Below are 24302 nucleotides of genomic sequence, written 5' to 3' on the forward strand. Positions count from 1 at the left end.
GTACCAAATGCCGTCTTATCGCAACATATTGGCGGCGAATCGGATTCAAATCAGTATGTCGAGAAAGGGCAACTGCTTGGACAATGGCGCGATGGAAAGTTTTTTCGGCAGGCTGAAAACAGAATGTTTTTATGTGCGACAGTTTGATACGGTTGATGAAATTGAACAGGCGGTTCATCAATATATTCAGTATTACAATGCAGAACGAATTCAAGTAAGATTAAAAGGATTAAGTCCGATACAATATCGAACCCAATTCTTTCATTAAACAGTCCAACTTTTGGGGGTCAGATCACAAGGCAAAACCGCACTTTTATGTGATTTTAGCGAAAATTATACGAAGAAAGTATAATTATATAAGATGAGTATAATTTTAGCTAATTTTGACTAAGCGCTTGATCCAACAACCATGTTTTAAACGCGCTTTCGTTAATCGCCTGCTTATTTTTGGTATCTTTGGTCAGCAATTCTCGATTTTCCAATTTGCGCAAGCTGCCCTGAATCGACGAGGTTTTCACCTCTGCCACACCCAATTTCGTCGCTAATTCACGCCGATTGCGCTCGCTATAAAGTGCGGTTTCTCCCTGCGCCACCACCAATAACAGTTGTTGATCCAACGCCGTCAAATCTTGCCACCATTTGTGGTAATCTGCGCCCGTGCCGCTTTGAGCAATCCGCATTTCTGCGGCCTGTGCAAGGCTCAAAGCAGGGTTGATAATCATATCTTCGATAATCAAGCGCAGATACATCGGTGTATGGTTCAACCGTTCAAAAATGCGGTAAAGTGCGGTTTTATCAATCGTTTTTTGGGTTCTTTGCCGATAAATATCGGCTAGAAAATCGGTAAAATCACGCCCCAACGGCGGAAAATCAATCTGGTGGGAAAAATGGAAAAACGGTGCTTTGCCATCGTTAAACATCGCACGCAAACCGTTGGTGGACGAGCCGGTGAAAATCACTTTGATTTTATTACGATACAGATCCAAACCGGTGCGCAACGAACCGATCACTTCCTGATTTTTCGTACCACGCGCCAGCTCTTGAATTTCGTCTAGCAGTAATAAAATCGGCTTTTTCCCTTCCGCCAAGCGCGCAATAATCCGGCTAATCGCTTCCGTCGGTTTATCAGATTCCAACTCGACACCGCTACCGGCAATCGAAATCCCTTTGACTGACGACAGCCAGTTTTTGACTGCGCTATTTTTATTGTCGGCAAACGCTTGCAATGCACCGCGAAAATCATTGTCGCTATCCATAAAACTGAAATAGAACACGCGAAATCCCTGTTTATCCGCCAACTGCGCCACATCATTCAGTAAAAACTGGGTTTTGCCCATGCGGCGTGGCGCAAACAGGGTAAAGGCGTGGGAAATGCCGGCTTTAAAATTCGCCAGTAGTGTTTCCGCCAGCTCAGTGCGGTGAAAATAGAGTGGATCTTGAATCGGCATAAAACCCCCAATCAGTCGGAATCAGCTAAAATTATACTTGAAAAGTATAATTATACAAGGTGAGTATAATTTTAGCTAAGATTCAATCAAGCAACCGCACTTTCACTCCCGATTAAAACTCCGCCTTTGCCGAAAAAGTGATTTCGCCGCCGTTAATCGGGTGGGTGACGGTCAGCGATTCGGCGTGCAGGCACAAACGCGGCGCAAGGGCTTTGGCGGCGGGGTGGGAGTAGAATTTGTCGCCGAGAATCGGGTGTCCGAGCGCCAGCATATGCACGCGCAACTGGTGTGAGCGTCCGGTGATCGGCGTCAGGCGCACCCGTGCGCTGTTGTTCGGGTAGCGTGCCAGCACCTCGTAATGGGTGACCGCTCTTTTGCCGCGCTCGTAGCAAATTTTCTGGCGCGGGCGGTTTTCCCAATCGCAAATCAGCGGCAGATTGATAAAACCGCTGTCGGCTTCGGGGTGTCCCCACACCAACGCCTGATAGTGCTTTTTGGTTTCGCGCTCGCGGAATTGGCGTTTCAGTTCCTGCTCGGCTTTTTTGCTGAGGGCGAACAGAATAATGCCGCTGGTCGCCATATCCAAACGGTGCACCGCTTCGGCAAAACCGAATTTTTGCCGCACGCGCGTGGTGGCACTGTCGAGATATTCCGGACGGTTGCCCGGCACGGACAGTAAGCCGCTCGCTTTGTTGATCGCCGCCAGATAGTTGTCTTGATAAACAATATCTAACCACGGCTCGGTCGGCGGATCGTAATGAATTAATGCCATTCTCGTTCCTTGTTGCTATTCCTTATTGCTGACAATCACGCGCAAGCAATCCAAGCGCCAGTTTGCTTGTTGCAACTGTTGCAGCGCTTGCTGTTGCAGCTGTTCAAGTGCGGTCACTTCGTCTTGGCGGATATTTTTATTCACCGCCTGAAGTGCGGTCAGGCGCTGATATTCGCTGTTCAGTTGCTGTTCGGCGTTGCGTTTCGCCTCGTCAATCAGCTGTTGCGCTTTGGCAGCGATCAGCTTTTCGCCCTGTTGCAAGCCGTGTTCGACCGCACTTCGGGTCATTTTCACCACTTTATTCGCCATATTTTTACCGATCGGCTTGAGCTGTTTCTGCAAAGCACTAACGGCGACTTTATCCGATAAATCGTTGCCTTTGCTGTCGAGCAGCAAACGAATCGGAGTCGGCGGCAAGAAACGCGTGAGCTGTAATGCCGGCGGCGCTTGCACTTCCACCACATAAATCAGCTCCAACAACAACGTACCGGCTGGCAGGGCTTTGTTAATCAGTAGTGAAACCGCACTTTTGCCGATGTCGCCGGAGGTGATCAAATCAATACCGTTGCGGATCATCGGATGATCCCAAGTCAGAAATTCCAACTCCTCGCGCGCCAACGCCAATTGGCGGTCGAAAGTCACGGTGCTGCCGTCCTCTTTCAAGCCCGGAAAATCCGGCACCAGCATATGCCCGGTCGGGTGGATCACGATGCTTTTCTCGCCCAAATCTTCCTGTTCCAAACCGATGATATCAAACAGGTTGAGGCTGAATTGAATCAGATCGGTGCCGGCATCATCATTGGCAATCGCAGCGGCAAGTTGCTGCGCACTCTCACCACCGTTAGAGTTCAGTTCCAACAAACGATCGCGCCCCTGCTCCAGTTCGTGTTTCAATTGTTCCCGCTGTTGTCGGGTGGATTGGACAAATTGGGCGAAATCGTCGCTGTTGTTACTGTCCGCCGTTTCGGCTAAAAACGCCTGCAACCGCACTTTCTGCTGCGCAAAAATCGCCGCCGCCATCGGGCAAGTTTCTTCAAAGGCATTCAAGCCGTCGTGATACCATTGCGCCAACAGTTGTTGGCTGCTGTCGGCAAAAAACGGCACATAAATTTGAATATCGTGTTGCTGCCCGATCCGATCCAAGCGTCCGATACACTGTTCCAATAAATCGGGATTGGTCGGCAGGTTGAACAGCACCAAATTGGAGGCGAACTGGAAGTTGCGCCCTTCCGAGCCGATAGTCGAACTGAGCAAAATTTGCGCTCCGTCTTCGTCCTGCGCAAAATAGGCGGCGGCTTTGTCACGCTCGACAATGCTCATTTTTTCATGGAACACCGCGGCACGAATCCCCTCTTTTTCACGCAACACTTGCTCCAACTGCATGGCGGTATTGGCGTGCTGGCAGATCAGCAGGATTTTTTCATCACGGTGATTTTTCAGGAAAGTGATCAGCCACTCAATGCGCGGATCAAAATCCCACCACGCCGCACTCGGATTGAGTTTTTGGAACAGCATTTCCGGATAGAACAGCACGTCGTCGGCAACCTCTTCGCCCAACATATGCCACACTTTCAGCGCGTTTTGATACTGTTTCGGCAGCTCCAATTTAATTTGGTGCAAAGTGCGGTTCGGGAAGCCTTTCACCGCCTGACGGGTATTGCGGAACAGCACGCGGCTGGTGCCGTGACGGTCGATTAAATTGTCGATCAGCTCCTGCCGTGCTGCGGTCTGCTGTTCAGCGGAGGATCTTTGGCTGTTGATAATTTTAAACAGCGGTTCAACGTCTTGCTCGGACAGCAGCTCGGCAATGCTGTTCTGCTCGACCGCACTTAAGGCGTTATCATTCAACAGCGTATTGACTGCGTCTGCAACCGGTTGATATTGTTGCTGTTCTTTTACAAAGGCGGCGTAATCATAAAAACGCTCAGGGTCTAACAGTTTCAAGCGTGCAAAATGGCTCTCTTGCCCCAGTTGTTCCGGGGTGGCGGTCAGCAACAGTACCGCAGGAATCTGCCCTGCCAGCTGTGCAACCAATTGATATTCTGCGCTCGGCGCATTTTCGCTCCATTGCAAATGGTGCGCTTCATCGACAATCAGCATATCCCAATCGCTTTGGCACAATTGCGCGGCGCGTTGCGGCTGTCGCACCAGCCAATCGAGGGAACAAATCACAAGGGCTTCGCTATCAAACGGATTTTCTGACTCCGTCTCGACCACACTTTCACTATTTTGCCGATCAAAATCTTGGCTACGTTCTTCATCAAACAGCGAAAAATTAAGATTGAAACGGCGCAGCATTTCCACCAACCATTGGTGTTGCAGCGTTTCCGGCACAAGAATCAGCGCGCGCTCCACTTTGCCGCTGAACAATTGCTGTTGCAAAATCATACCGGCTTCAATGGTTTTGCCTAAGCCCACTTCGTCCACCAACAACACGCGCGGCGCAATCCGATGTCCGACTTCGGTGGCGATGTGCAACTGGTGCGGAATCAAACCGGCACGAATACCGCGCAAACCACGCAACGGCGACTGAAACTGCGCTTGCTGGTGTTTTAACGCCTGATAACGCAAATTGAAATGTTCATTGCGATCGATTTGTGCGGCAAACAGCCGATCCTGCGGTTTGCTGAAGGAGATGTTGTGATCCAGTTCCATTTCGCGCAAAACCGCACTTTCGCCGCTATCGATCCGCTCGCCCAGATAAACAATCAGCCCTTGCCGTTCCTGCACTTCCGTCACCTGCAACTGCCAACCGTCGTGGCTTTTCACCACGTCACCGGCACCAAACAACACGCGGGTCAACGGGGCGGATTCCAGCGCATATGCCTGTTGTTCGTCCGCCGCCGGAAACAGCAGCGTCACCGTGCGCCGTTCCAACGCAACGACAATTCCCAAACCCAATCCGTTTTCACTTTCGCTGATCCAGCGCTGTCCGATTGCAAATACCGTCATATCTTTCTTTGAAACCCATACTCAATTTTTAAAACATAAAAAGGCGCTGATTATAGATGAAACCGCCTCCCTAGTTTAAGCTTTTTCATTAAAAAAGGTTAAACTATTAGTATAAATGTTAAATATAACCGTTAATTGGTATTTCAGCTGGTGCTTTACAAAAGATGTGGGCTATAATTCACCGAACAATCATGACCCGTAAGGACGTTTTATGAATTACCTGACGTTAATCAAAAATGAGTTGTTTTCCGGCTGGACCAAATTTGAAATGGCATGGATTTTTTTATTTCTTGCCTTACAAATCGGGGTTTATGCGTATCAGCCCGAATCCTTGCTGGCTGTGATTTCCGGCATCACCGGCTTGCTGTGTGTGGTTTTCGTCAGCAAAGGCAAAATCAGTAACTATTTCTTCGGTTTGATTTTTGCCTACACCTATTTTTATGTCTCTTGGGACAATAAATTTTACGGTGAAATGAGCACCGCACTTTATGTCTATATTCCGTCGCAATTCATCGGCTATTTCCTGTGGAAAGCCAATATGAACAGTGGCGACAACAATGAAAGCGTGCTCGCCAAAACGCTGACCTTCCAAGGCTGGTTGCTGACCTTACTGCTGGTCAGTGTCAGCTCCGCCCTGTTTATTATGTTCCTGAAAACAACCGACGGCAATTCTATCGGTCTCGACGGCATAACCACCATGCTGGTGGTGGCAGCACAAGCACTGATGTTGTTACGCTACCGCGAACAGTGGAATTTTTGGATTATCATCAATATCCTGTCGATTATTCTGTGGGCAGACACCGCCGCAATGTATCTGATGTATTCCGCTTATCTGCTCAACTCGCTGTACGGTTACTACAACTGGACCAAATTGTCCGCACAGAACAAGGTACAACGTTAATCCTGCCAAACCGCACTTTAACGCATAAGTTAAAGTGCGCCATCAAAACTTCAAATAAAACGCTTTGGTCAGATCGATAAAATCCTGATGATAGCGGTTATCACGTTGATAAATCGTGATTTGTTCATTGACCGTTAGCGGCCGAACCGCACTTTTTGCCAAACGAAATTCCACTAACAACCGCTGTGGCGGTTTGCCCTGTTTGGTGATCACCTCAGTCCGCTTGGTGCAGCAAAGTGCGGTATGTTCCAATTGTTGCAACAATTGTTCAGCCGCCTCAAACGGCAGCACAAAGGCGATTCTGCCGTTCGGATTCAACATTTTTTGCGCCAGTTGCAGCCAGTGTAAATGGCTGTTTTCCGGCGTGGCATAACGTGCGGTTTGCCGAGTGAGATCGCGGCAAGCGACACCGGCGGCAAAATAGGGCGGATTGGCGACAATCAAATCAAAGCGCGCATTTGTGTCTGCGGCGAATGCGGTTAAATCCTGCTGCACCACCTGAATTTTATCCGCCCATTTTGAGCGCCGGACATTCTGCTGCGCCTGTTGTGCCGCCGCCGGATCGATTTCAATCGCGCTGATTCGGTAATTCTTGTCCTGTTCGGAGGCATAGTGTTGCGATAAACGTTGCGCCGCCATCAACGCCAGCAAACCGCTGCCGCAGCCCATATCCAACACTGACCGCACTTGCGCCAGCGCCACCCAAGCACCGAGCAAAATACTGTCGGTGCCGACTTTCATCGCACAGTGATCGTGTTGCACATTGAATTGTTTAAATTGAAAGCCTGACATTCGCCATCCTTGTTCTGTTTTCATGGTTTTGAATTTTACTCGCAAAGACCGCACTTTGTCTTTTTTCTCTTGCAGTTAAAATTGAAGTGCGGTCATCGTCAAATACAACCCGACAGACAAATTTAAGACGGCTGAAATAAAACAAGCTATAATCAGCACACAGAAATATTGAGGTAACTTATGACAACAGAACAACACACCGCCGAGCCTGTCGAACAAACCGCTGTCACACAGCGTTTTGAAACTTTTGATCTTGCGCCCGAACTGCTGAAAGCCCTGCGCGATAAAAACTATCAACGCCCGATGTTGATTCAGGCGGAAGTGATTCCGCACGCCTTGGAAGTGCGCGATATTCTCGGCTCTGCCCCGACCGGCACGGGTAAAACCGCGGCATTTTTATTGCCGGCGATTCAGCATTTATTGGATTTTCCACGCCGCAGTCCGGGGGCGCCGCGTGTGCTGGTGCTGACCCCGACCCGTGAATTGGCGATGCAGGTGGCGGAGCAAGCCAAAGGACTGGCGAAATATACCAACCTCAGCATCGCCACCATCACCGGCGGTGTTGCTTATCAAAATCACGGCGAAATTTTCAATAAAAATCAGGATCTGGTGGTCGCCACGCCGGGACGTTTGCTGCAATATATCAAAGAGGAAAATTTTGACTGCCGTGCGGTGGAAATCCTGATTTTTGACGAAGCGGATCGCATGTTACAAATGGGCTTCGGGCAAGATGCGGAAACCATTTCCGCCGAAACCCGTTGGCGGCGGCAAACCCTGCTGTTTTCAGCCACGCTGGAAGGCGAATTGCTGGTCGATTTTGCCGAACGAATCTTAAATGATCCGATCAAAATCGACGCCGAACCGAGCCGCCGTGAACGCAAAAAGATCCTGCAATGGATCTATCATGCCGACAGCAAAGAGCACAAATTCAAATTGTTGGCACGCTTAATCGAAAACGAAGCGGTGGAGCGCGGCATTGTGTTTGTGCGCAAACGGGAAGACGTGCGCGAACTGTCGGATAATTTGCGCAAACGCGGCATTCGCAGCACCTATTTAGAAGGCGAAATGGCGCAAAGCCAGCGCAACAATGCGATTGATAAACTGAAAAAAGGGATTGTGAATATTTTGGTTGCCACCGATGTTGCCGCACGCGGGATCGACATTGACGACATCAGCCATATTTTCAATTACGATCTGCCGTACAGCGCCGACACCTACCTGCACCGTATCGGACGCACCGCCCGTGCCGGCAAAAAAGGCAATGCGATTTCGCTGGTGGAAGGACACGATTATAAACTGCTCGGTAAAATCCGCCGTTACACCGCCGAGGCGTTGAAATCACGGATTGTTGAAGGGCTTGAACCGCGCACCAGCCCACCGAAAGACGGCGATCAAAAAAGCGTCAGCAAAAAACAAAAAGCCCGTTTAAAAGAGAAAAAAGCGGAAAAACAGCAAGAGAAGAAAAAAGTCAAAGTGCGCCATCGCGACAGCAAAAACATCGGCAAGCGGCGTAAACCGAGCGATCCGCAACGTGTCGCACAGGCAGCAACGGAGAAAAGAGCGGTTAGCGTCGGAAGAAATAACGATTCCGAATAGCCATGCTCACAGTGGATTATCGTTTTTAAAATTACCGCTTAATTCCATTTTTCCTGCCTCCATGATTGGCCTCCATTCCCTTTGCGTGCATGTCGCGTGCAGGGAGTGAAGGCTAAACAAGCTCCCAACTATTCCGGCAATAACACCACTAAAAATTTACCGCTATATCAAATCCCTCCAAACACGATAACCGGCTGACATATCAAGCAAAATGTCAAAAACAGAAAAGCATTAATTTTTATTGATAGATATTATCATTTTTATTATCATTCTCGTCAGGAAATTTTAATGATAATAAACACCCAAGGAACCCATCGATGAATATAAAGGTAAATAAAACCCCACTCTCTCTTGCCGTACTGATGGCGCTTACACCGTTGGCCTATGCCGCCGAAACCGCTGAACTGGACGAAATCACGATTACTGCGGAAGACCAAGTTAAACAACAGCTTGGCGTATCGGTGGTAACGGCTAAAGATTTGGAAAAACGTCCGGCGACCAATGATATTTCCGAAGTCTTAAGAACGATGCCGGGAGTGAATTTAACCGGCAATACCTCTTCCGGTCAGCGTGGTAATAAACGCCAAATCGACTTGCGCGGAATGGGGCCGGAAAATACCTTGATTTTGATTGACGGCAAACCGGTAACCTCGCGCAATGCCGAGCGTTATGGGGTGCGCGGAGAGCGCAATTCACGCGGCGACTCCAACTGGGTGCCGGTCGAAGCCATCGAATCCATTGAAGTATTACGCGGTCCGGCGGCTGCACGCTATGGCTCCGGCGCGATGGGCGGGGTGGTCAATATCAAAACCAAACCGACTACGGATAAATTAACCGGCAGCGTAACCTACTATGTCAGCCAACCGGAAGACAGCAAAGAGGGGAATACCAACCGTGTCGGCTTTAATTTAAGCGGCCCGTTAACTAACGCCTTATCTTTCCGTTTATATGGTAACTGGAATAAAACCAAAGCCGACGCAGTGGATATCAACTCAACGGTGACCGGCGATAATTACACTGCCGGTCGTGAAGGGGTGCGTAATAAAGACATAAACGGTCGGTTATTGTGGAAATTAAACGAAGCGCATCAATTCACCTTGGACGCCGGATTTAGCCGTCAAGGCAATATTTATAACGGTGATACGCAAAACAGTAACGGCGGCGGAAATAATGCGCCCAACACGATGGCATTGGCGGAAAACGGCGCCGAAACGGCACGTCTGTATCGTCAGAACTACGGGTTAACCTATGACGGCAAGTGGGGCTGGGCGGATAACCGCACCTATATTACCTACGATGAAACCAAAAACAGCCGCTTACCGGAAGCGTTAGCCGGCGGGCCGGAAGGCAGTTATTCCAGCAAAACGGATTACACCAACAGCATTTTGAAAAATACCCGTTTCAGCTCTGAAACCTATATCCCGTTCAACTGGCTGTTCGAACAAGTCATGACCTTTGGCGTTGAGGCGGTGCACAGCTCACTGAATGACGCATCGTCCATGACCCAATCGCTCTCTTTTGGTGCGATTCCCGGCCTCAACAGCAATCGTGACGGCAAATCCAGTCAGTCCGAATACGCCGTATTCCTTGAAGATAATATTGCCGTTGCCAAACGGACTTTCTTAACGCCGGCCGTGCGTTTCGACTACAACACCAAATCCGGTTCGAACTGGAGCGGCGGTTTAAACTTTACTCACGGACTGAACGATAATTGGAACATTAAGGGCGGTATCGCGCGCGCCTACAAAGCCCCGAATCTTTATCAAAGTAATCCAAATTACTTATTAGCCAGCCGTGGTAACGGTTGCCCGACTTATACCACCAGCGGATCTTGCTATTTTCAGGGCAATGAAAACTTAAAACCTGAAACCAGTATCAACAAAGAAATCGGCTTTGAATATAGCAACCCGCAAGGCTATCTGTTCTCATTGGCCTATTTCCACAATGCGTACCGTAATAAAATCGTTTCTACCGGCAGCTACGTCGGGCTAACCACCTCAGGAAACTATATTTTCCAATGGGGCAACGCCAACCGCGCCGTGATTGAAGGTTTTGAAGGCAACGTCACCTTGCCGTTGCTGCAAGACAAATTAAGTTGGATTAACAACTTCACCTATATGCGCCGTTCAATCAATAAAGATACCGGTAATCCATTGTCGATTATTCCAAAATATACCTTGAACTCAACCTTGAGTTATCAAGTCACTCCACGTTTGGATACACAATTAACCTACACCCAATATGGCAAACAAGAACCCAATACGGTTGCGGCAATCCGCTCGCAACGCAGCAATTTAAACACGGATTCTGTCGGCAGCTATGCCGTTTGGGGAGTGAGCGCCGGTTATAACTGGAATGATGATATTAATATTCGTATTGGTATCAATAACTTATTCGACAAACAACTTTATCGTAGCAATTCAGGCGCCAGCACTTATAACGAGCCGGGACGCGCTTACTATGCAACGGTGAAATATACCTTCTAACCGCTTGTCTATCACAGGGCGTATGCTATACGCCCTTATTTTTCGACCAAGATAAAAGCGAGGCGGTACGCTATAGATGATATCCATCAAACAATTTGCTTATCTATTTTACGGATTCTTAATCAGCATGATCACTTTCGCTACCGAAGCGCAAAGTGCGGTTCTATCCGCCGACGCGCTTTTCGACATCAAACAGCACGACCGCACTTTTAACGCCAAAAATTACCGCTTGTTTATCGCCGTACCGAAACAGCATAACAACGGCAACGTACTCTATTTATTGGACGGAAATGCCCATTTTCCGTTGGCGTTACAAGCAATTGATCCCGTCCTGCCACTGCCGACCATTATTGCCGTCGGCTACCCGACGCAAGAGGCTTACGCCGTTGCCGAGCGCACCCGCGATTATACCTTTGCCGCGCAGGGCGAAGAATTTGTCTATGGCGGCGGTGCGGCGGATTTTCTTACCTTTATCAGCGGACTACCGCACTTTTTAGCACAAAATTATGCCGTCAATGCGCAGCGCTCGCTGTTTTTCGGACACTCTTTCGGCGGCTTATTCGGGCTGTATGTGTTATTGAACCAACCGCAGCTGTTTGATGACTATATTCTTGCCAGCCCATCGCTATGGTGGGGCAACGGCACGCTGTTGCAACAACGCAACGTTGAATTCCACCGGATTCGCCCGTCCTCGCTATTATTTACCCTTGGCGAATACGAAGCCAATCCGTTAGCCGATCCGGATCAAAATTCTGCTCGCATTCAACGGATTTTTAACCGTCGTAACATACTGAAAATAGAAGATCTGCAACAACAATTGGCGGAGAAAGGCGTTAACGGCGACTTCATTTTGCTTGAGAAACACAATCACGGCAGCAGCGCTGCGCCGGCATTAAACATGGCGGTACAAAAAGCACAACAAAGCGCGCCATAAAGATCCGCAAGACAAGGTCGAAAAAAATTTGCTATAGTTTTGTTGGCAGTGAACATGATGACGGGTAACAATAAGGAAAGCAAAATGCAATATCGACAACTAGGCAACACGGATCTGAATGTCAGCTTAATCTGTTTGGGCACGATGACCTTCGGCGAACAAAACAGCGAAGCGGACGCACACCAACAGTTGGATTATGCGCTGGCACACGGAGTGAATTTTATCGACACCGCCGAAATGTATCCCGTACCGCCAAACGGCGAAACCTACGGGCGCACCGAGCAATATATCGGCAGTTGGCTGACGAAACAGCAGCGGGATAAATTAATTGTCGCCAGCAAAATCGCTGGTCCGTCGCGCGGCAGTGATAATCAAAACTATATTCGCGGCGGTTCGCGTTTCACCCGACAGCAGATTTTCGCTGCTTGCGAGGCGAGCCTGAAACGGCTGCAAACCGATTATTTGGATCTGTATCAGCTGCATTGGCCGGAACGGCAAGTGAACTATTTTGGGCAATTAGGGCTGACCGCACTTGATGAACCAGCGGATATTACGCCGTTGCAAGAAAGTCTGGAAGCGCTGCAAACCTTGCAACAGCAAGGCAAAATCCGCCATTTCGGTTTGTCCAATGAAACGCCGTGGGGCGTGATGGAGTGTTTGCGCCTACATCGCGAATCAAACCTGCCACGCGTGCTGTCGGTGCAAAATCCGTACAACCTGCTCAACCGCAGTTATGAAGTGGGTTTGAGCGAAATTTCGCTGCGTGAAAACGTCGGCTTATTGGCGTATTCGCCGTTGGCATTCGGCTTACTCAGCGGCAAATACCGCACGCAACCATGGCCGGAGAAAGGGCGTTTAACCCTGTTTGAACGTTTCCAACGTTACACTAAACCGCAAGCGTTTGCCGCGGTGGAACGTTACGCCGCGATTGCCGAACAAGCCGGTATCAGCCTGACCGCACTTTCACTCGCCTTTGTCAATCAACAGCCGTTTGTCGCCAGCAATATTATCGGCGCAACCACGTTGGATCAACTGGCGGAGAATATTGCCAGCGTAAAAGTGCGGTTGGGGGCAGAAACGCTGGCGCAGATTAATGCGGTGCACGCCGAAATCAGCAATCCTTGTCCGTAAAACGGTAAGCCTTTATTCCGGCACGCCGCGCAACAGCGGATATTTCACAAAAGGCGCAACCGAAGTCGAAGCCGGTAAGTCGTTAAACAGCAGAATAAACGGCTTCGGCGGAATCACTTTTTCGTTGCGCCACAAGCTGCCCATGCCGACCAGTTGAATATCCTTCGGCAGGTTGGCAATCCCTTGTTGCAACACACGAATCGTGTTTTTGCGCGGGTGTCCGATCACAATCGCCGTACCGTGTTTGCGTGCGTACTGAACGGATAAATTAAACTGGCGCTGCACATCGGCGTATGCGTCGCTATCGTCCAAGAAAATATGCCGATCCAACGCCACCACACCGTTTTCACGCGCCACTTTGCTCGCCACGCTGCTGCCGATGGTGCGGCTGTCGAGGAAAAACAGTTTATGTTTTTGCAGCTGCTGCATCAAATGCTGCATCAAAGTGCGGTCGGCGGTGGCGGCACTGCCCATATGGTTGTTCAAGCCGATCGCATACGGCACTTTTTGCCGTGCATATTCAATGTTAGCGCTCACTTGCGCCGCCGACATGCCCAACACCAAGCCCTCTTTTTCCAATCTCATTTTGGCCTTCGGTTGCATCGGCTGGTGGATCAAAATATCCCGCCCCTGTTGTTTTGCCTGCTTGGCGCGAGCGGTGGCGTTCGGCGCCGACGGAATAATCGCCACCGAAATCTCTTTCGGCAGATTATAAATTTTTTGATCGTCGGCACGATAGCCGATATCGTCGATCACAATCGCCAAACGCGCCGCCAAGCCGCTGGCGGCTGGCAGCAGTAACGACAAGCAAAGTGCGGTTTTGGATAGTCTCCCCATCACTTCACCCAATTCAACGGATTCACCGGATTGCCTTTGCGGCGGATTTCGAAATAGAGCGACGGTTTGCCTTGTCCGCCGCTGCTACCGACTTCGGCGATTTTCTGACCGCTCTTGACGTATTGTCCGTTCTGTACGCTTAAACGTTGGTTGTAGCCGTACAAACTCATATCGCCGGCACCGTGATCAACCACCACCACCAAGCCGTAGCCTTGCAGCCAGTCGGATAAAATCACCCGTCCGTCGGCAATGGCTTTCACCGCCGCGCCGCTGCTGCTGTTGACCACAATGCCTTTCCAGCGCAGTTCCCCCATTTGCACCGAACCGAAGCGGTTGGCGATGCTGCCGCTGACCGGCATCGCATACTGTTTTTTGCCTGCGCCTAAACCGTTGGTTTTGCGGGTCAGGTTTCTTTCGTTCTCGGTCGGCTGATAAGGTTTATCGGTTTTTTTCTCTTGCTCGGCTTTTTTCTTCTGATAAGCAGCCAACTCTTCCTGCTCCCGTTTACGCGCCCGCTCTTGCGCTTGCGCGATCGACCGCTTCAGGCTGTTTTCATTTTCTTTCAGCACTTCCAAGCGGTTTTCGCCCTGTTTAATCGAGCGATCCAACTTGTTCAGGGTCGATTTGCGCTCGTTTTGCGTTTTTTGCAACGAAGATTGCGACTGTTTCTGTTTGTTTAAAATCGCCTGCTGCTGTTTTTGCTGCTGCTGCGCTTCGGCTTTTTGCCCTTCCAGCTCGGCTTGCGTCAGTCTAATCGATTCGATTAATTCGGTGCGCGAACGGTTAAACTGTTGGTAATACGCCAACATACGGTCACTGACCTGCGCTTTTTCCGACAGGATTTTTTCGATAACCGACGGATTCAGACCGGCACGATAGGCGGAATCCAACTGTTCCGCCAGTTTTTGTTTTTGTGCCGATAACTGCTTTTCCAACTGGGCTATCTGCTTGTCGGTTTCGCGAATGCTGCGCTGCAACTCGCTCAATTCCTGCTCGGTTTTGCGTAACTCGCCCAACACGTTATTAATGCTGTTTTCCTGCTTTTTCAGCTCTTGCTGCAGGCGGTTCTGTTCCTTGCGCTGCTGCGACAGCTGCTGCTGCTGCTGCTTAATCTGCTGCTGAACCTTGGATAAATCTTGTTGATTGGCATAACTGTCCGGACTTATGCCTGCGGCGATAAATCCGATCGCACATAAAAAAAGCAGTAAATGTTTTTGAATCCCCTGCACTGGCACCGGCGGTCACTCCTGTTAAGTCTGACAAATTCGAATCGGTAGTGGCTTCATCTGATTTTATTTTTGGTCATTCGACAAAACACCTACACGTCCCTAACAAAATTAACACATTTTAATCGCTTCTTGGCAAAAGATCAGCAATTCTCGGCAGAATATCAGCAAAGATCCGGCTTGGCTATTTCAACTTCGACAAATATTTGCTATAAATGCCTCACGATTTTTCAATGATTTTTTACTTTCGGTTTTTACTTTCTTAAAAACATGTTTAAAACATACAGGAGAACTTTTTATGGAATTAGTATTCATTCGTCACGGTTTCAGTGAGTGGAATGCCAAAAATTTATTCACCGGTTGGCGTGATGTGAACTTGACCGAGCGCGGTATCGAAGAAGCCAAATCCGCCGGTCAAAAATTGAAAGAAGCCGGTTTTGAATTCGACATCGCGTTCACGTCGGTATTAACCCGTGCGATCAAAACCTGTAACATCGTGTTGGAAGAGTCTGATCAATTATGGATCCCGCAAGTGAAAAACTGGCGTTTGAACGAACGTCACTACGGCGAATTGCAAGGCTTGGATAAAAAAGCGACTGCGGAAAAATACGGCGACGAACAAGTGCATATCTGGCGCCGTTCTTACGACACGTTGCCGCCGTTATTGGCACAAGATGATCCGAACTCCGCCCATAACGATCGCCGTTATGCCCACCTGCCGAGCGATGTCGTGCCGGACGGTGAAAACCTGAAAGTGACCTTAGAGCGCGTACTGCCGTTCTGGGAAGATCAAATTGCTCCGGCACTGTTAAGCGGACAGCGCGTGTTAGTGACAGCGCACGGTAACTCACTGCGTGCGTTGGCGAAACACATCGAAGGCATTTCCGATGCCGACATTATGGATCTGGAAATCCCGACCGGTCAGCCGTTGGTGTATCAATTAGACGATAACTTGAAAGTGGTTAAAAAATACTATCTGTAATTTAACCGCCTAAGGTGATCCAACCGCACTTTGCCGCTGAAAAAAGCCAAAGTGCGGTTTTTTATATCCGTTTGACCGCACTTTGCCACCGATCTGACAATATTTGTACAGTCTCACCCCAGTTTTGTTTGGTTAAAGCGGGTAAGAGCGGTTATACTTGGCTCTCTTTTTTAACACTATTTTTTACGGATTGAGATTTTAAATGGAAGATTTTATCCCTAAGGCTATCGAATTTGCCGGCAATCACACCATTATGGTGGTGGCTTGGGTTGTTGTATTTATCGGTGTTATCGTCACTTTTGTCAAATCAGCCACTTCATCGGTCAAAGTCATCGACAATGCGCAACTGACACAGCTGATCAACAAGGAGAACGCCGTTGTGGTTGATGTTAGAACACTGGACGAATTCCAACGCGGCCACATCATCGGCAGTGTGCAAGTGTTGCCGAGCGAGATCAAAAACCACAATGCCAGCGTACTGGAAAAACACAAAAATGTGCCGTTAATCGTAGTTGATGCCAGCGGTCTGGGTTCCGAAGCCTTGGCAAACCAATTGCACAAACAAGGTTTCGCACAGGTTTACAGTTTGAAAGAAGGCATTGGTGGCTGGCGCGCAGCAAACCTGCCGGTAGTCAAACGTTAATATTTTTATTTCAAGCATTTCCAACTAATTACAGGGAGCTGAACATGGCTGACGAAAACACACAAGCAGCAAACACTGAAGAGCAAGCGGTGCAACCGACCTTACAAATTCAACGCATTTACGTTAAAGACGTTTCTTTCGAAGCGCCGAATCTGCCGACCATTTTCCAACAAGAGTGGAAACCGCAGTTAAAATTCGATTTGAACACCGAAACCGTTGAATTAGCGGAAGGCTTATACGAAGTCTGCTTGAATCTGACCGTTGAAACCACGCTGGAAGACAGCAACGATGTCGCATTCATCTGCGAAGTCAAGCAAGCCGGCGTCTTTACCGTATTAGGCTTGGAAGGCGTACAGCTGGCACACTGCCTGACCGCACAATGCCCGAATATGCTGTTCCCGTATGCGCGTGAGCTGATTTCCAGCCTAGTTAACCGCGGCACATTCCCAGCCTTGAACCTATCACCGGTTAATTTTGATGCGCTGTTTATGCAACAACTGCAAGCACAACAAGAAGAAGCCGAAAAAGCGGCGGAAACCACGCACTAAGCATTAATTTCTTTCACGCAGTTCAAAAATCGCAGGCAATTGTCTGCGATTTTGTTTTATAATTTTTCACTTGCTGTAAAACCATTGCATAGCACATTTGCCGTCTGTATGATATTGCATAGAAGCACCACTCAATGAGGACTTAACCATGAGCTTGTCTGCAAAAGCACCCCCGTTCGAAGTAACCACGAAGCAAGCTTATCTTGCACAAATTCAAGCGGTTGAAATACAACGTACAAAATTACGAACGCTCATCAAGCAGGCTGAAGAAAGTGAGTTTGAGGTGTGGGAAAATATGGAAACGGATTTGGATACGATTTTCCCTTAATAGACAAACTCTCACCTTAGCAAATTTCCCTTTTTCTAAATGATAAATAGCAATAAAATCAATGATATTATAAAAAAGCTAACATAGGAAAGAATATGACTACCGCACTGACCAATACCCCAATCACCGTGCTTGGCGCCGGTTCGTTCGGCACTTCGCTGGCAATTGCATTTTCGCGTAACGGCTACCCGACCTATCTGTGGGGACACGATCAACACCATATGCAAAATTTGGCGAACGAGCGCCGCAACAGCCAATTTTTACCCGATATCGAATTCCCCGAATCCTTAATTATCGAACCGAGCCTAAGCAAAGCGATTCAAGCATCGCGCGACATTTTATTGGTCGTGCCCAGCCATGTGTTCGGCGATGTCATCGCTCAAATCAAACCGTTGCTGCGTGAAGACAGCCGCCTGCTTTGGGCGACCAAAGGTTTGGAACGTGACAGCGGCAGATTATTGCAAGACGTAGTCAAAGAACAGCTCGGCAGCCGCTATCCGTTAGCGGTATTATCCGGTCCGACCTTCGCCAAAGAGCTGGCAAACGGCTTGCCGACGGCGATTGCGCTGGCTTCCGACAACGAACAGTTCGCCCGTGAAATACAGACCCGCATTCATTGCAGCAAGCATTTTCGGGTGTATATCAACAACGATATGATCGGCGTACAATTGGGCGGTGCGGTGAAAAACGTAATCGCCATCGGCGCCGGTATTTCCGACGGCATGGGCTTCGGCGCCAATGCCAGAACCGCACTGATCACGCGCGGTATTGCCGAAATCACCCGCTTAGGGCTCTCCTTAGGCGCACAACCGGCAACCTTTATGGGCATGGCAGGCTTGGGCGACTTGGTGCTGACCTGCACCGACGACCAATCGCGTAACCGCCGTTTCGGGTTGATGTTAGGGCAAGGCTTCGCCGCGCAAAAAGCGCTGGATAATATCGGGCAAGTGGTCGAGGGTTTTTACAACACCAAAGAAACCCACCTATTGGCACAGCGACAAGGGATCGAAATGCCGATCACCGAACAAATTTACCAAGTGCTGTTCTGCGGCAAAGATGCGCGCGAAGCGGCATTAACCCTGCTAGGTCGCGAACGCAAAGAAGAATATACAAGAGAGTGATTATGACCGAGATGTCCCCGCAAAAACTGCTCGATTTATGGCTGTCGATTCGCAACGAGGCCAAAGAACTGGTGGAAAACGAACCGATGTTGGCGAGTTTTTTCCATGCCACCATTCTGAAACATTATGATTTGGGTTTGGCGCTCAGCTATATTTTGGCGAATAAACTGTCCAATCCGATTATGCCGGCGATAGCCCTGAAAGAAATTATCGAAGAAGCCTATGAGCAAAACCCCGATTTAATCGCTTATGCCGCCTGCGATCTACTGGCGGTACGCGAACGCGATCCGGCGGTGCAGATGTTCTCTACGCCGTTGCTGTATCTGAAAGGCTACCACGCGCTGCAAAGCTACCGTATCACCCACTACTTGTGGCAAGTGGGGCGCAAAGCGTTGGCGATTTACCTGCAAAACCAGATCTCGGTGGCGTTTGATGTCGATATCCACCCTGCGGCACGGATCGGCAAAGGGATTATGCTCGATCACGCCACCGGCATTGTGATCGGCGAAACCGCGGTGATTGAAGATGACGTCTCGATTCTGCAAGGCGTCACCCTCGGCGGAACCGGCAAAGAGTCCGGCGACCGCCACCCGAAAGTGCGCGAAGGCGTGATGATCGGCGCAGGGGCAAAAATTCTCGGCAATATCGAAGTCGGACGCTTCGCCAAAATCGGCGCAAGCTCGGTGGTGCTGCAAGCCGTACCGGAATACGCCACCGCCGCTGGCGTACCGGCAAAAATCATCGCCCACCACCAACAAACCAAACCGTCTTTCGAGATGGATCAATATTTCGACGACAACGATCAGTTGGAATATGAATTTCGTAATATTTAATTCATCTCGTTAAACCAAAGTGCGGTTCGCAACCGCACTTTGATGCTTAAAGTAAATTCAAGGCATAACGCGCCAAACTAAAGGCGATCAGCCACATAATGCAGCCGATAGCGAAATCCAATATGCGCCAGGTTTTTGGGCGTTTAAATAACGGAATCAGCAAACGTGCGCCGTAACCCAAGCCGAAGAACCATAAGCCGGATGCAAACACCGCGCCGATCAGGAATTGCAGTTTTTGCTCGAATAACAAAGTCGAAGCAATGCCGCCGATAATCACCACCGTGTCTAAATACACATGCGGATTGAGCAAGGTTAAGCCCAAGGTAATCAACACGGTTTTGACCGCACTTTGCGGCGGTCGCTCTGTTTGATCGAGCGTCAAACCGCTGCCACCGCGATAGGCGCTGCGGAACGCCCTTGCGCCATAGACCAGCAAAAACAGAGCGCCAACCACCGCCAAGGCTAAGGTTGCGCTCGGGCTTTGCCCGATTAAGCTGCCAAATCCCATCACACCAATGCCAATCAAAACAAAATCGCAGATAAAACAAGTGAGCGCAACCCAGAAAATATTTTGTTTCAGCAAGGCTTGTTTTAACACAAACGCATTCTGCGCACCAATCGCGATAATCAAACTGGCGGTGACCAAAAAGCCTTGTAATAACTGTTCCATTTCTTCCCCTAATCCTGTGTTACATTTGGATTAACCGCATTTGCAAAACCCAGTTGCCGCCATGCTTCATACACCGTCACCGCCACCGCATTGGATAAATTCATGCTACGGCTGTTCGCCACCATCGGCAAACGGATTTTTTGTGCCAACGGCAAGCTGTCTAAAATCAGGCGTGGAATGCCGCGGGTTTCCGGCCCGAACATCAAAAAATCGCCCGATTGATAACGCACTTCGGCATGATTCGGCCCGCCTTTGGTGGTTAAAGCAAACAGCCGTTGTGGTTGTGCCTGCTGCATAAACACCTCGAATGACGGGTATTTTTTAATTTCGGCAAATTCGTGATAATCCAATCCCGAACGACGCAATTTTTTATCGTCCCAAGCAAAGCCCAACGGCTCGATTAAATGCAAACGAAAGCCGCAATTGGCGCATAAACGGATAATATTACCGCTGTTTTGCGGAATTTCCGGCTCGTATAATACAATGTCTAACATAATTTTTAATACTTTTGGTTAATAGTTACTTTTTAGGTAAAATTATTGCTTGATGTGGTTCAATATCTAAAACATATTTGATCCAATTACCAAAACTATACTTTTCCTTAATTTTTTGCTCGATGTTATAAAATGGTTTTGCCAGAAAATCCGGAAGCTCATCAATATTATTTTCGTTTAAGATAAAAATATTATTAGGGTGATAAAAATCATAATCGATAATATCACCATTGGTTGTAATTAATTTTTTATCATGACCTAATGCTTCAAAAGCTCTAAATGAAAGACCGTGATGTGCATTAATAACAAAATCGAGTAATACTTTAGATTGTCGCGCTTCTAAAAGATTATCATGAAAACTCTTTAATTGATTAGAGTGCAATAAAGTAATATTTTCCGGATAAGATTTTTTCCAACGCTCTCCATTGCGCGGTAATACTATATTAAAGTTAATATCCCAACCCATTCTGTTAGCAAAACTTGCAAAATTAGTAATAATGCTCAAACGATCTTCACTGTGAACACCTAAAAAATAGAAATCCTGCTTGTTCGGAAGTGGCTTTAAATCATAATCAAAATAAAAATTCGTTGTTGGTAAAAAATTATAATTAGGCTTCTTGATATCTCTAGGATCAAAAACATAAAAACGGTCAAAAAACGGTAATAATGAATAAACTGCCGGAAAACGATCAATACCGTCCTATTGGTAGTTAATCATATTTCCTTTTTTCACATAACTACGAATAAATTTAAGCAAATCATAAGAATAACTTTGGGCTAAAAAGAAAAGTGCATAATCAAATTTTACATCAGGCGAACATTTTTTAAAAATTCACTTTGTATTAGTTTTGATTTAAGTTTTACTTTTGCCTGTTTATCCTTGAATATTATTTTTTTATATTTCACCAGAAAATTAGAGAGCAATGACGGGTAACGAAATTCATGTGTATATTTATCTGTATACTGATCATATTCACAAATATTAGTCACATCAAAACCATAATACTTAAGATTGCGCTCAATCAATTCTGAAATTCCATTTACTGCGGATAATCCTAATAAGATTTTTCTTTTATCATCTTCCATCACAGGCCTTCAATATTTTTCAAATATATTCTTTAAGATTAATAAATCATATGCTACATTAATATTAGTAAAAGCTTTCAACTTTATTAATTGGTGAAAATAAAATAATTATTCTATTAATATTTATTACATCAAACATTTTAGAATAAACGTAAAAATAGACATGATACCATTGATTTTGTTATAAGGCTAACTTGAAATACTCGAAACCGTCCTTATCATATATATTCCAAATACTTAACATTTATGGATCCCTTATGCCTGAATTACCCGAAGTCGAAACCACCCTGCGCGGCATTGCGCCGTTTGTGTTGGGGCAACAAATCGAGCAAATCCGTGTTCACCGCAGCAAACTGCGCTGGGAGGTCAGCCCGGAACTCAGTGAGTTTTACAATGTACGGGTGATCACTTTACAACGCCGCGCCAAATATCTGATTCTCGAAACCGAACAAGGCTATATTATCGGGCATTTGGGAATGTCGGGGTCGCTGCGAATTGTCGATATTAACGATCAAAGTGCGGTGCGTGATAAACACGATCATCTGGAATTTATTTTCGGTAACGGTAAGATTTTACGTTACAACGATCCGCGCCGTTTCGGGGCGTGGCTATGGACGAAAACATTAGCCGATTTTCCGCTGTTCGCCAAACTCGGCCCCGAACCGCTATCCGACGAGTTTAATGCGGATTATTTTTGGCAAAAAAGCCGCAATAAAAATACGCCGCTCAAATCGTTTTTGATGAATAATGCGGTGGTGGTCGGCGTAGGCAATATTTACGCCAATGAAACCCTGTTTCTGTGCGGTATTCACCCGCTCACGCCGCCGAGCAAATTGACCCGTGCGCAATGCGAACAACTGGTCGGGCAAATTAAGTTGGTGTTAAAAGAAGCTATCCGTCAAGGCGGCACATCGTTGAAAGATTTTATTCAACCGGACGGTCGCCCCGGCTATTTTGCACAACAGTTGTATGTCTATGGCAAAGCCGGCGAACCTTGCCCGACTTGCGGCACAAAAATCGAAAGTGCGGTCATTGGGCAACGGAATAGTTTTTTCTGCCCGAGATGTCAGGGGTTATAACGGTAAGAAACAGATCTGTACAACCCGAAGTGCATACACAACTTCGGGCAACAAATTACCCGAGATTACGGATGAATCAACCCTGTTAGGGTGGTGAAATACCGCACTTTTCCTTCGCCCCTTGTGGGAGAAGGACAGATTTTTGCTTCGTTCAGAAGCGAAAATCAGGATGAGGGGTAAAGTACAGGGCAGTGAACCAAGATCTCACCTCATCCGTCCTACGGACACCCTCTCCCATCAAGGAAAAAAAGGAAGGTGGGAAACAGTCCGAAGTGTAAACAATGTCATCGGGTTAATATGTAAAGGATGTTCGGGTTGTACCATCAACTCATTCCCAACAATCCTTTCATCTGCGCAATCACCTGTTCCGCTCGAATCTGTTGCATCAAATCCTTGCCTTTGGCGCGTGTTGCCCAAGGCAGTTCCGCAGACGGTTTGCCGTATTGCGCTTGGATATTTTGTTCGTACACCGACACCACATTGGCGAGATTGTTATAAGGGGCGGTGCGCAGCGGATTGTGGATTGCGTATAATCCGATTACCGGCGTGCCTTGCGTGGTCGCCATATGCGCTGGGCCAGAATCAGGCGAAATCAGCAAATCCACTTGACCGATCAATGCTATCAATTGTAATAACGAGGTTTTACCGACCACATTGGTCAGCGCAATACCGCACTTTTGCGCAATTTCAGCCGCCATCGCTATTTCGCGCGGCGCAGGGGAGCCGGCGAGAATAACGTTGACATTCTGTTGCGCCGCATAGCCTGCCACCGCAGCATAACCCTCTACCGTCCAATCTTTTTCCGCTTTACTGGAACAAGGGCAAATCAGCAGATTTTTTCGGGTCGGATCAATCAGACTGCCGGCATACTCCCGATCCGCCGCCGCCAGTGGAATATCCCAACGAGGCGGGCTTGGCGGTACGCCGATTGCCTCGGCAAACGCCAAAAATCCGTCTAAGACATGTAGATTTTGCGGCTCGCTGATGGTGCGGTTGGTAAACAACCACTGTCCTTCGCGCGCCCGTTTTTTGCCGAAACCGATTTTATACTTGGCTTTGATCCCTAGCGATAACACAGAGGCACGAAGTGCGGTTTGCATATTCAACAGGGCTTCAAAACGTTGGTTTTTCAATTGTTTCCAAATCGCCAACACGCCGCGCCAACCGCACTTTTTATCAAACACCACGGTTTTCACATTCGGCAACACTGCCACCAACTGCGATTCGGTTTTGCCGACAATCCAAGTGATTTCCGTTGTCGGATAATGGTGTTGAATCTGCTGCACCATCGCAATCGCATTGCAGACATCACCAATTGCAGATAAGCGCAAGATGCAGAGTTTTTTCGGTGGCGTAGTAAAAAGAGGCTGTTTTAGCATAATTAAATCGATTTCTGATTGGGATTTGATTTATTCTAAAGTAAAATCCAAAAATTATCATTGT

Annotated in this window: 24 protein-coding genes; 13 read left to right on the top strand and 11 right to left on the bottom strand. The window is 48.0% G+C overall.

Annotated elements, in window-relative coordinates:
• A partial coding sequence (locus B8880_RS13685) for an IS3 family transposase (RefSeq protein ID WP_143933427.1) occupies positions 1-268 on the top strand: 268 nt, incomplete at its 5' end.
• Positions 269-377: 109 nt separating this feature from the next.
• Here the strand turns inward: B8880_RS13685 and B8880_RS13690 are convergent.
• From B8880_RS13690 to rapA, 3 genes are all read right to left on the bottom strand, one after another.
• Complete coding sequence (locus tag B8880_RS13690; RefSeq protein WP_084258131.1) at positions 378-1448, bottom strand: AAA family ATPase; 1071 nt, start codon at positions 1446-1448, stop codon at positions 378-380.
• A gap of 112 nt (positions 1449-1560) precedes the next feature.
• Complete coding sequence (gene rluA / locus B8880_RS13695; protein WP_084258132.1) at positions 1561-2220, bottom strand: bifunctional tRNA pseudouridine(32) synthase/23S rRNA pseudouridine(746) synthase RluA; 660 nt, start codon at positions 2218-2220, stop codon at positions 1561-1563.
• A gap of 15 nt (positions 2221-2235) precedes the next feature.
• Positions 2236-5172 (bottom strand): RNA polymerase-associated protein RapA, encoded by a 2937-nt coding sequence (rapA, locus tag B8880_RS13700; RefSeq protein ID WP_084258133.1) that lies wholly within the window; start codon positions 5170-5172, stop codon positions 2236-2238.
• A 211-nt stretch (positions 5173-5383) separates the two neighbouring features.
• Here rapA and pnuC point away from each other — a divergent pair, with 211 nt between their 5' ends.
• Positions 5384-6073, top strand: coding sequence for a nicotinamide riboside transporter PnuC (pnuC, locus tag B8880_RS13705; RefSeq protein ID WP_084258134.1), 690 nt, complete (start codon positions 5384-5386; stop codon positions 6071-6073).
• Positions 6074-6115: 42 nt separating this feature from the next.
• On the opposite strand, the gene B8880_RS13710 is transcribed toward pnuC, so the two are convergent.
• A complete protein-coding gene (locus tag B8880_RS13710; RefSeq protein WP_084258135.1) occupies positions 6116-6865 on the bottom strand; it encodes a tRNA1(Val) (adenine(37)-N6)-methyltransferase in 750 nt (249 codons plus the stop codon).
• A gap of 180 nt (positions 6866-7045) precedes the next feature.
• On the opposite strand from B8880_RS13710, the gene srmB reads away from it, so the two are divergent.
• The 4 genes from srmB to B8880_RS13730 all read left to right on the top strand — a co-directional run bounded on the left by srmB (position 7046) and on the right by B8880_RS13730 (position 13012).
• Positions 7046-8461 carry an ATP-dependent RNA helicase SrmB gene (srmB, locus tag B8880_RS13715; protein WP_084258136.1) on the top strand — a complete coding sequence of 472 codons (1416 nt, stop codon included), beginning with the start codon at positions 7046-7048 and terminating at the stop codon, positions 8459-8461.
• A gap of 362 nt (positions 8462-8823) precedes the next feature.
• Positions 8824-10947: a FepA family TonB-dependent siderophore receptor gene (locus B8880_RS13720; RefSeq protein WP_269807792.1), complete on the top strand. Its 2124-nt coding sequence runs from the start codon at positions 8824-8826 to the stop codon at positions 10945-10947.
• A 76-nt stretch (positions 10948-11023) separates the two neighbouring features.
• Positions 11024-11881: an alpha/beta hydrolase gene (locus B8880_RS13725; protein ID WP_084258138.1), complete on the top strand. Its 858-nt coding sequence runs from the start codon at positions 11024-11026 to the stop codon at positions 11879-11881.
• An 84-nt stretch (positions 11882-11965) separates the two neighbouring features.
• Entirely contained in the window at positions 11966-13012 is a 1047-nt protein-coding gene (locus B8880_RS13730; RefSeq protein WP_084258139.1) for an NADP(H)-dependent aldo-keto reductase, read from the top strand.
• Between the two features lie 12 nt (positions 13013-13024).
• On the opposite strand, the gene B8880_RS13735 is transcribed toward B8880_RS13730, so the two are convergent.
• Together B8880_RS13735 and envC are read right to left on the bottom strand one after the other, a co-directional pair.
• Positions 13025-13849: a divergent polysaccharide deacetylase family protein gene (locus tag B8880_RS13735; protein ID WP_084258140.1), complete on the bottom strand. Its 825-nt coding sequence runs from the start codon at positions 13847-13849 to the stop codon at positions 13025-13027.
• Complete coding sequence (gene envC, locus B8880_RS13740) at positions 13849-15084, bottom strand: murein hydrolase activator EnvC (protein ID WP_244165655.1); 1236 nt, start codon at positions 15082-15084, stop codon at positions 13849-13851. The genes B8880_RS13735 and envC overlap by 1 nt, the downstream gene beginning before the upstream one ends.
• Before the next feature lie 289 nt (positions 15085-15373).
• Between envC and B8880_RS13745 the strand changes: the two genes are divergently transcribed.
• From B8880_RS13745 to cysE, 6 genes are all read left to right on the top strand, one after another.
• Positions 15374-16057 (top strand): 2,3-diphosphoglycerate-dependent phosphoglycerate mutase, encoded by a 684-nt coding sequence (locus tag B8880_RS13745; RefSeq protein WP_084258141.1) that lies wholly within the window; start codon positions 15374-15376, stop codon positions 16055-16057.
• 202 nt (positions 16058-16259) lie between these two features.
• On the top strand, positions 16260-16700 hold the full coding sequence (locus B8880_RS13750; RefSeq protein ID WP_084258142.1) for a rhodanese-like domain-containing protein: 441 nt from the start codon (positions 16260-16262) through the stop codon (positions 16698-16700).
• Positions 16701-16744: 44 nt separating this feature from the next.
• Complete coding sequence (gene secB / locus B8880_RS13755) at positions 16745-17248, top strand: protein-export chaperone SecB (protein ID WP_084258143.1); 504 nt, start codon at positions 16745-16747, stop codon at positions 17246-17248.
• 148 nt (positions 17249-17396) lie between these two features.
• Entirely contained in the window at positions 17397-17576 is a 180-nt protein-coding gene (locus tag B8880_RS13760) for a hypothetical protein (protein WP_084258144.1), read from the top strand.
• A gap of 95 nt (positions 17577-17671) precedes the next feature.
• A complete protein-coding gene (gene gpsA / locus B8880_RS13765; RefSeq protein ID WP_084258145.1) occupies positions 17672-18697 on the top strand; it encodes an NAD(P)H-dependent glycerol-3-phosphate dehydrogenase in 1026 nt (341 codons plus the stop codon).
• Positions 18698-18708: 11 nt separating this feature from the next.
• Complete coding sequence (cysE, locus tag B8880_RS13770) at positions 18709-19530, top strand: serine O-acetyltransferase (protein ID WP_084258221.1); 822 nt, start codon at positions 18709-18711, stop codon at positions 19528-19530.
• Between the two features lie 46 nt (positions 19531-19576).
• Here cysE and B8880_RS13775 read toward each other — a convergent pair whose 3' ends face one another.
• The 4 genes from B8880_RS13775 to B8880_RS13790 all read right to left on the bottom strand — a co-directional run bounded on the left by B8880_RS13775 (position 19577) and on the right by B8880_RS13790 (position 21780).
• The gene (locus B8880_RS13775; RefSeq protein WP_084258146.1) at positions 19577-20200 is read right to left on the bottom strand and encodes a LysE/ArgO family amino acid transporter; all 624 of its coding nucleotides are present in this window, start codon (positions 20198-20200) and stop codon (positions 19577-19579) included.
• An 8-nt stretch (positions 20201-20208) separates the two neighbouring features.
• Entirely contained in the window at positions 20209-20694 is a 486-nt protein-coding gene (trmL, locus tag B8880_RS13780; protein WP_084258147.1) for a tRNA (uridine(34)/cytosine(34)/5-carboxymethylaminomethyluridine(34)-2'-O)-methyltransferase TrmL, read from the bottom strand.
• A 25-nt stretch (positions 20695-20719) separates the two neighbouring features.
• Positions 20720-21388: a WaaS/CpsH family glycosyltransferase gene (locus tag B8880_RS13785; protein ID WP_472857737.1), complete on the bottom strand. Its 669-nt coding sequence runs from the start codon at positions 21386-21388 to the stop codon at positions 20720-20722.
• Positions 21389-21498: 110 nt separating this feature from the next.
• The gene (locus B8880_RS13790) at positions 21499-21780 is read right to left on the bottom strand and encodes a hypothetical protein (RefSeq protein WP_084258149.1); all 282 of its coding nucleotides are present in this window, start codon (positions 21778-21780) and stop codon (positions 21499-21501) included.
• Positions 21781-22037: 257 nt separating this feature from the next.
• On the opposite strand from B8880_RS13790, the gene mutM reads away from it, so the two are divergent.
• A complete protein-coding gene (gene mutM / locus B8880_RS13795) occupies positions 22038-22859 on the top strand; it encodes a bifunctional DNA-formamidopyrimidine glycosylase/DNA-(apurinic or apyrimidinic site) lyase (protein WP_084258150.1) in 822 nt (273 codons plus the stop codon).
• A gap of 323 nt (positions 22860-23182) precedes the next feature.
• Here the strand turns inward: mutM and B8880_RS13800 are convergent, their stop codons facing one another.
• Positions 23183-24238, bottom strand: coding sequence for a glycosyltransferase family 9 protein (locus B8880_RS13800; protein ID WP_084258151.1), 1056 nt, complete (start codon positions 24236-24238; stop codon positions 23183-23185).
• Between the last annotated feature and the right edge of the window lie 64 nt (positions 24239-24302).

This window comes from Pasteurella testudinis DSM 23072 (assembly GCF_900176075.1).
GTDB lineage: Bacteria > Pseudomonadota > Gammaproteobacteria > Enterobacterales > Pasteurellaceae > Chelonobacter > Chelonobacter testudinis.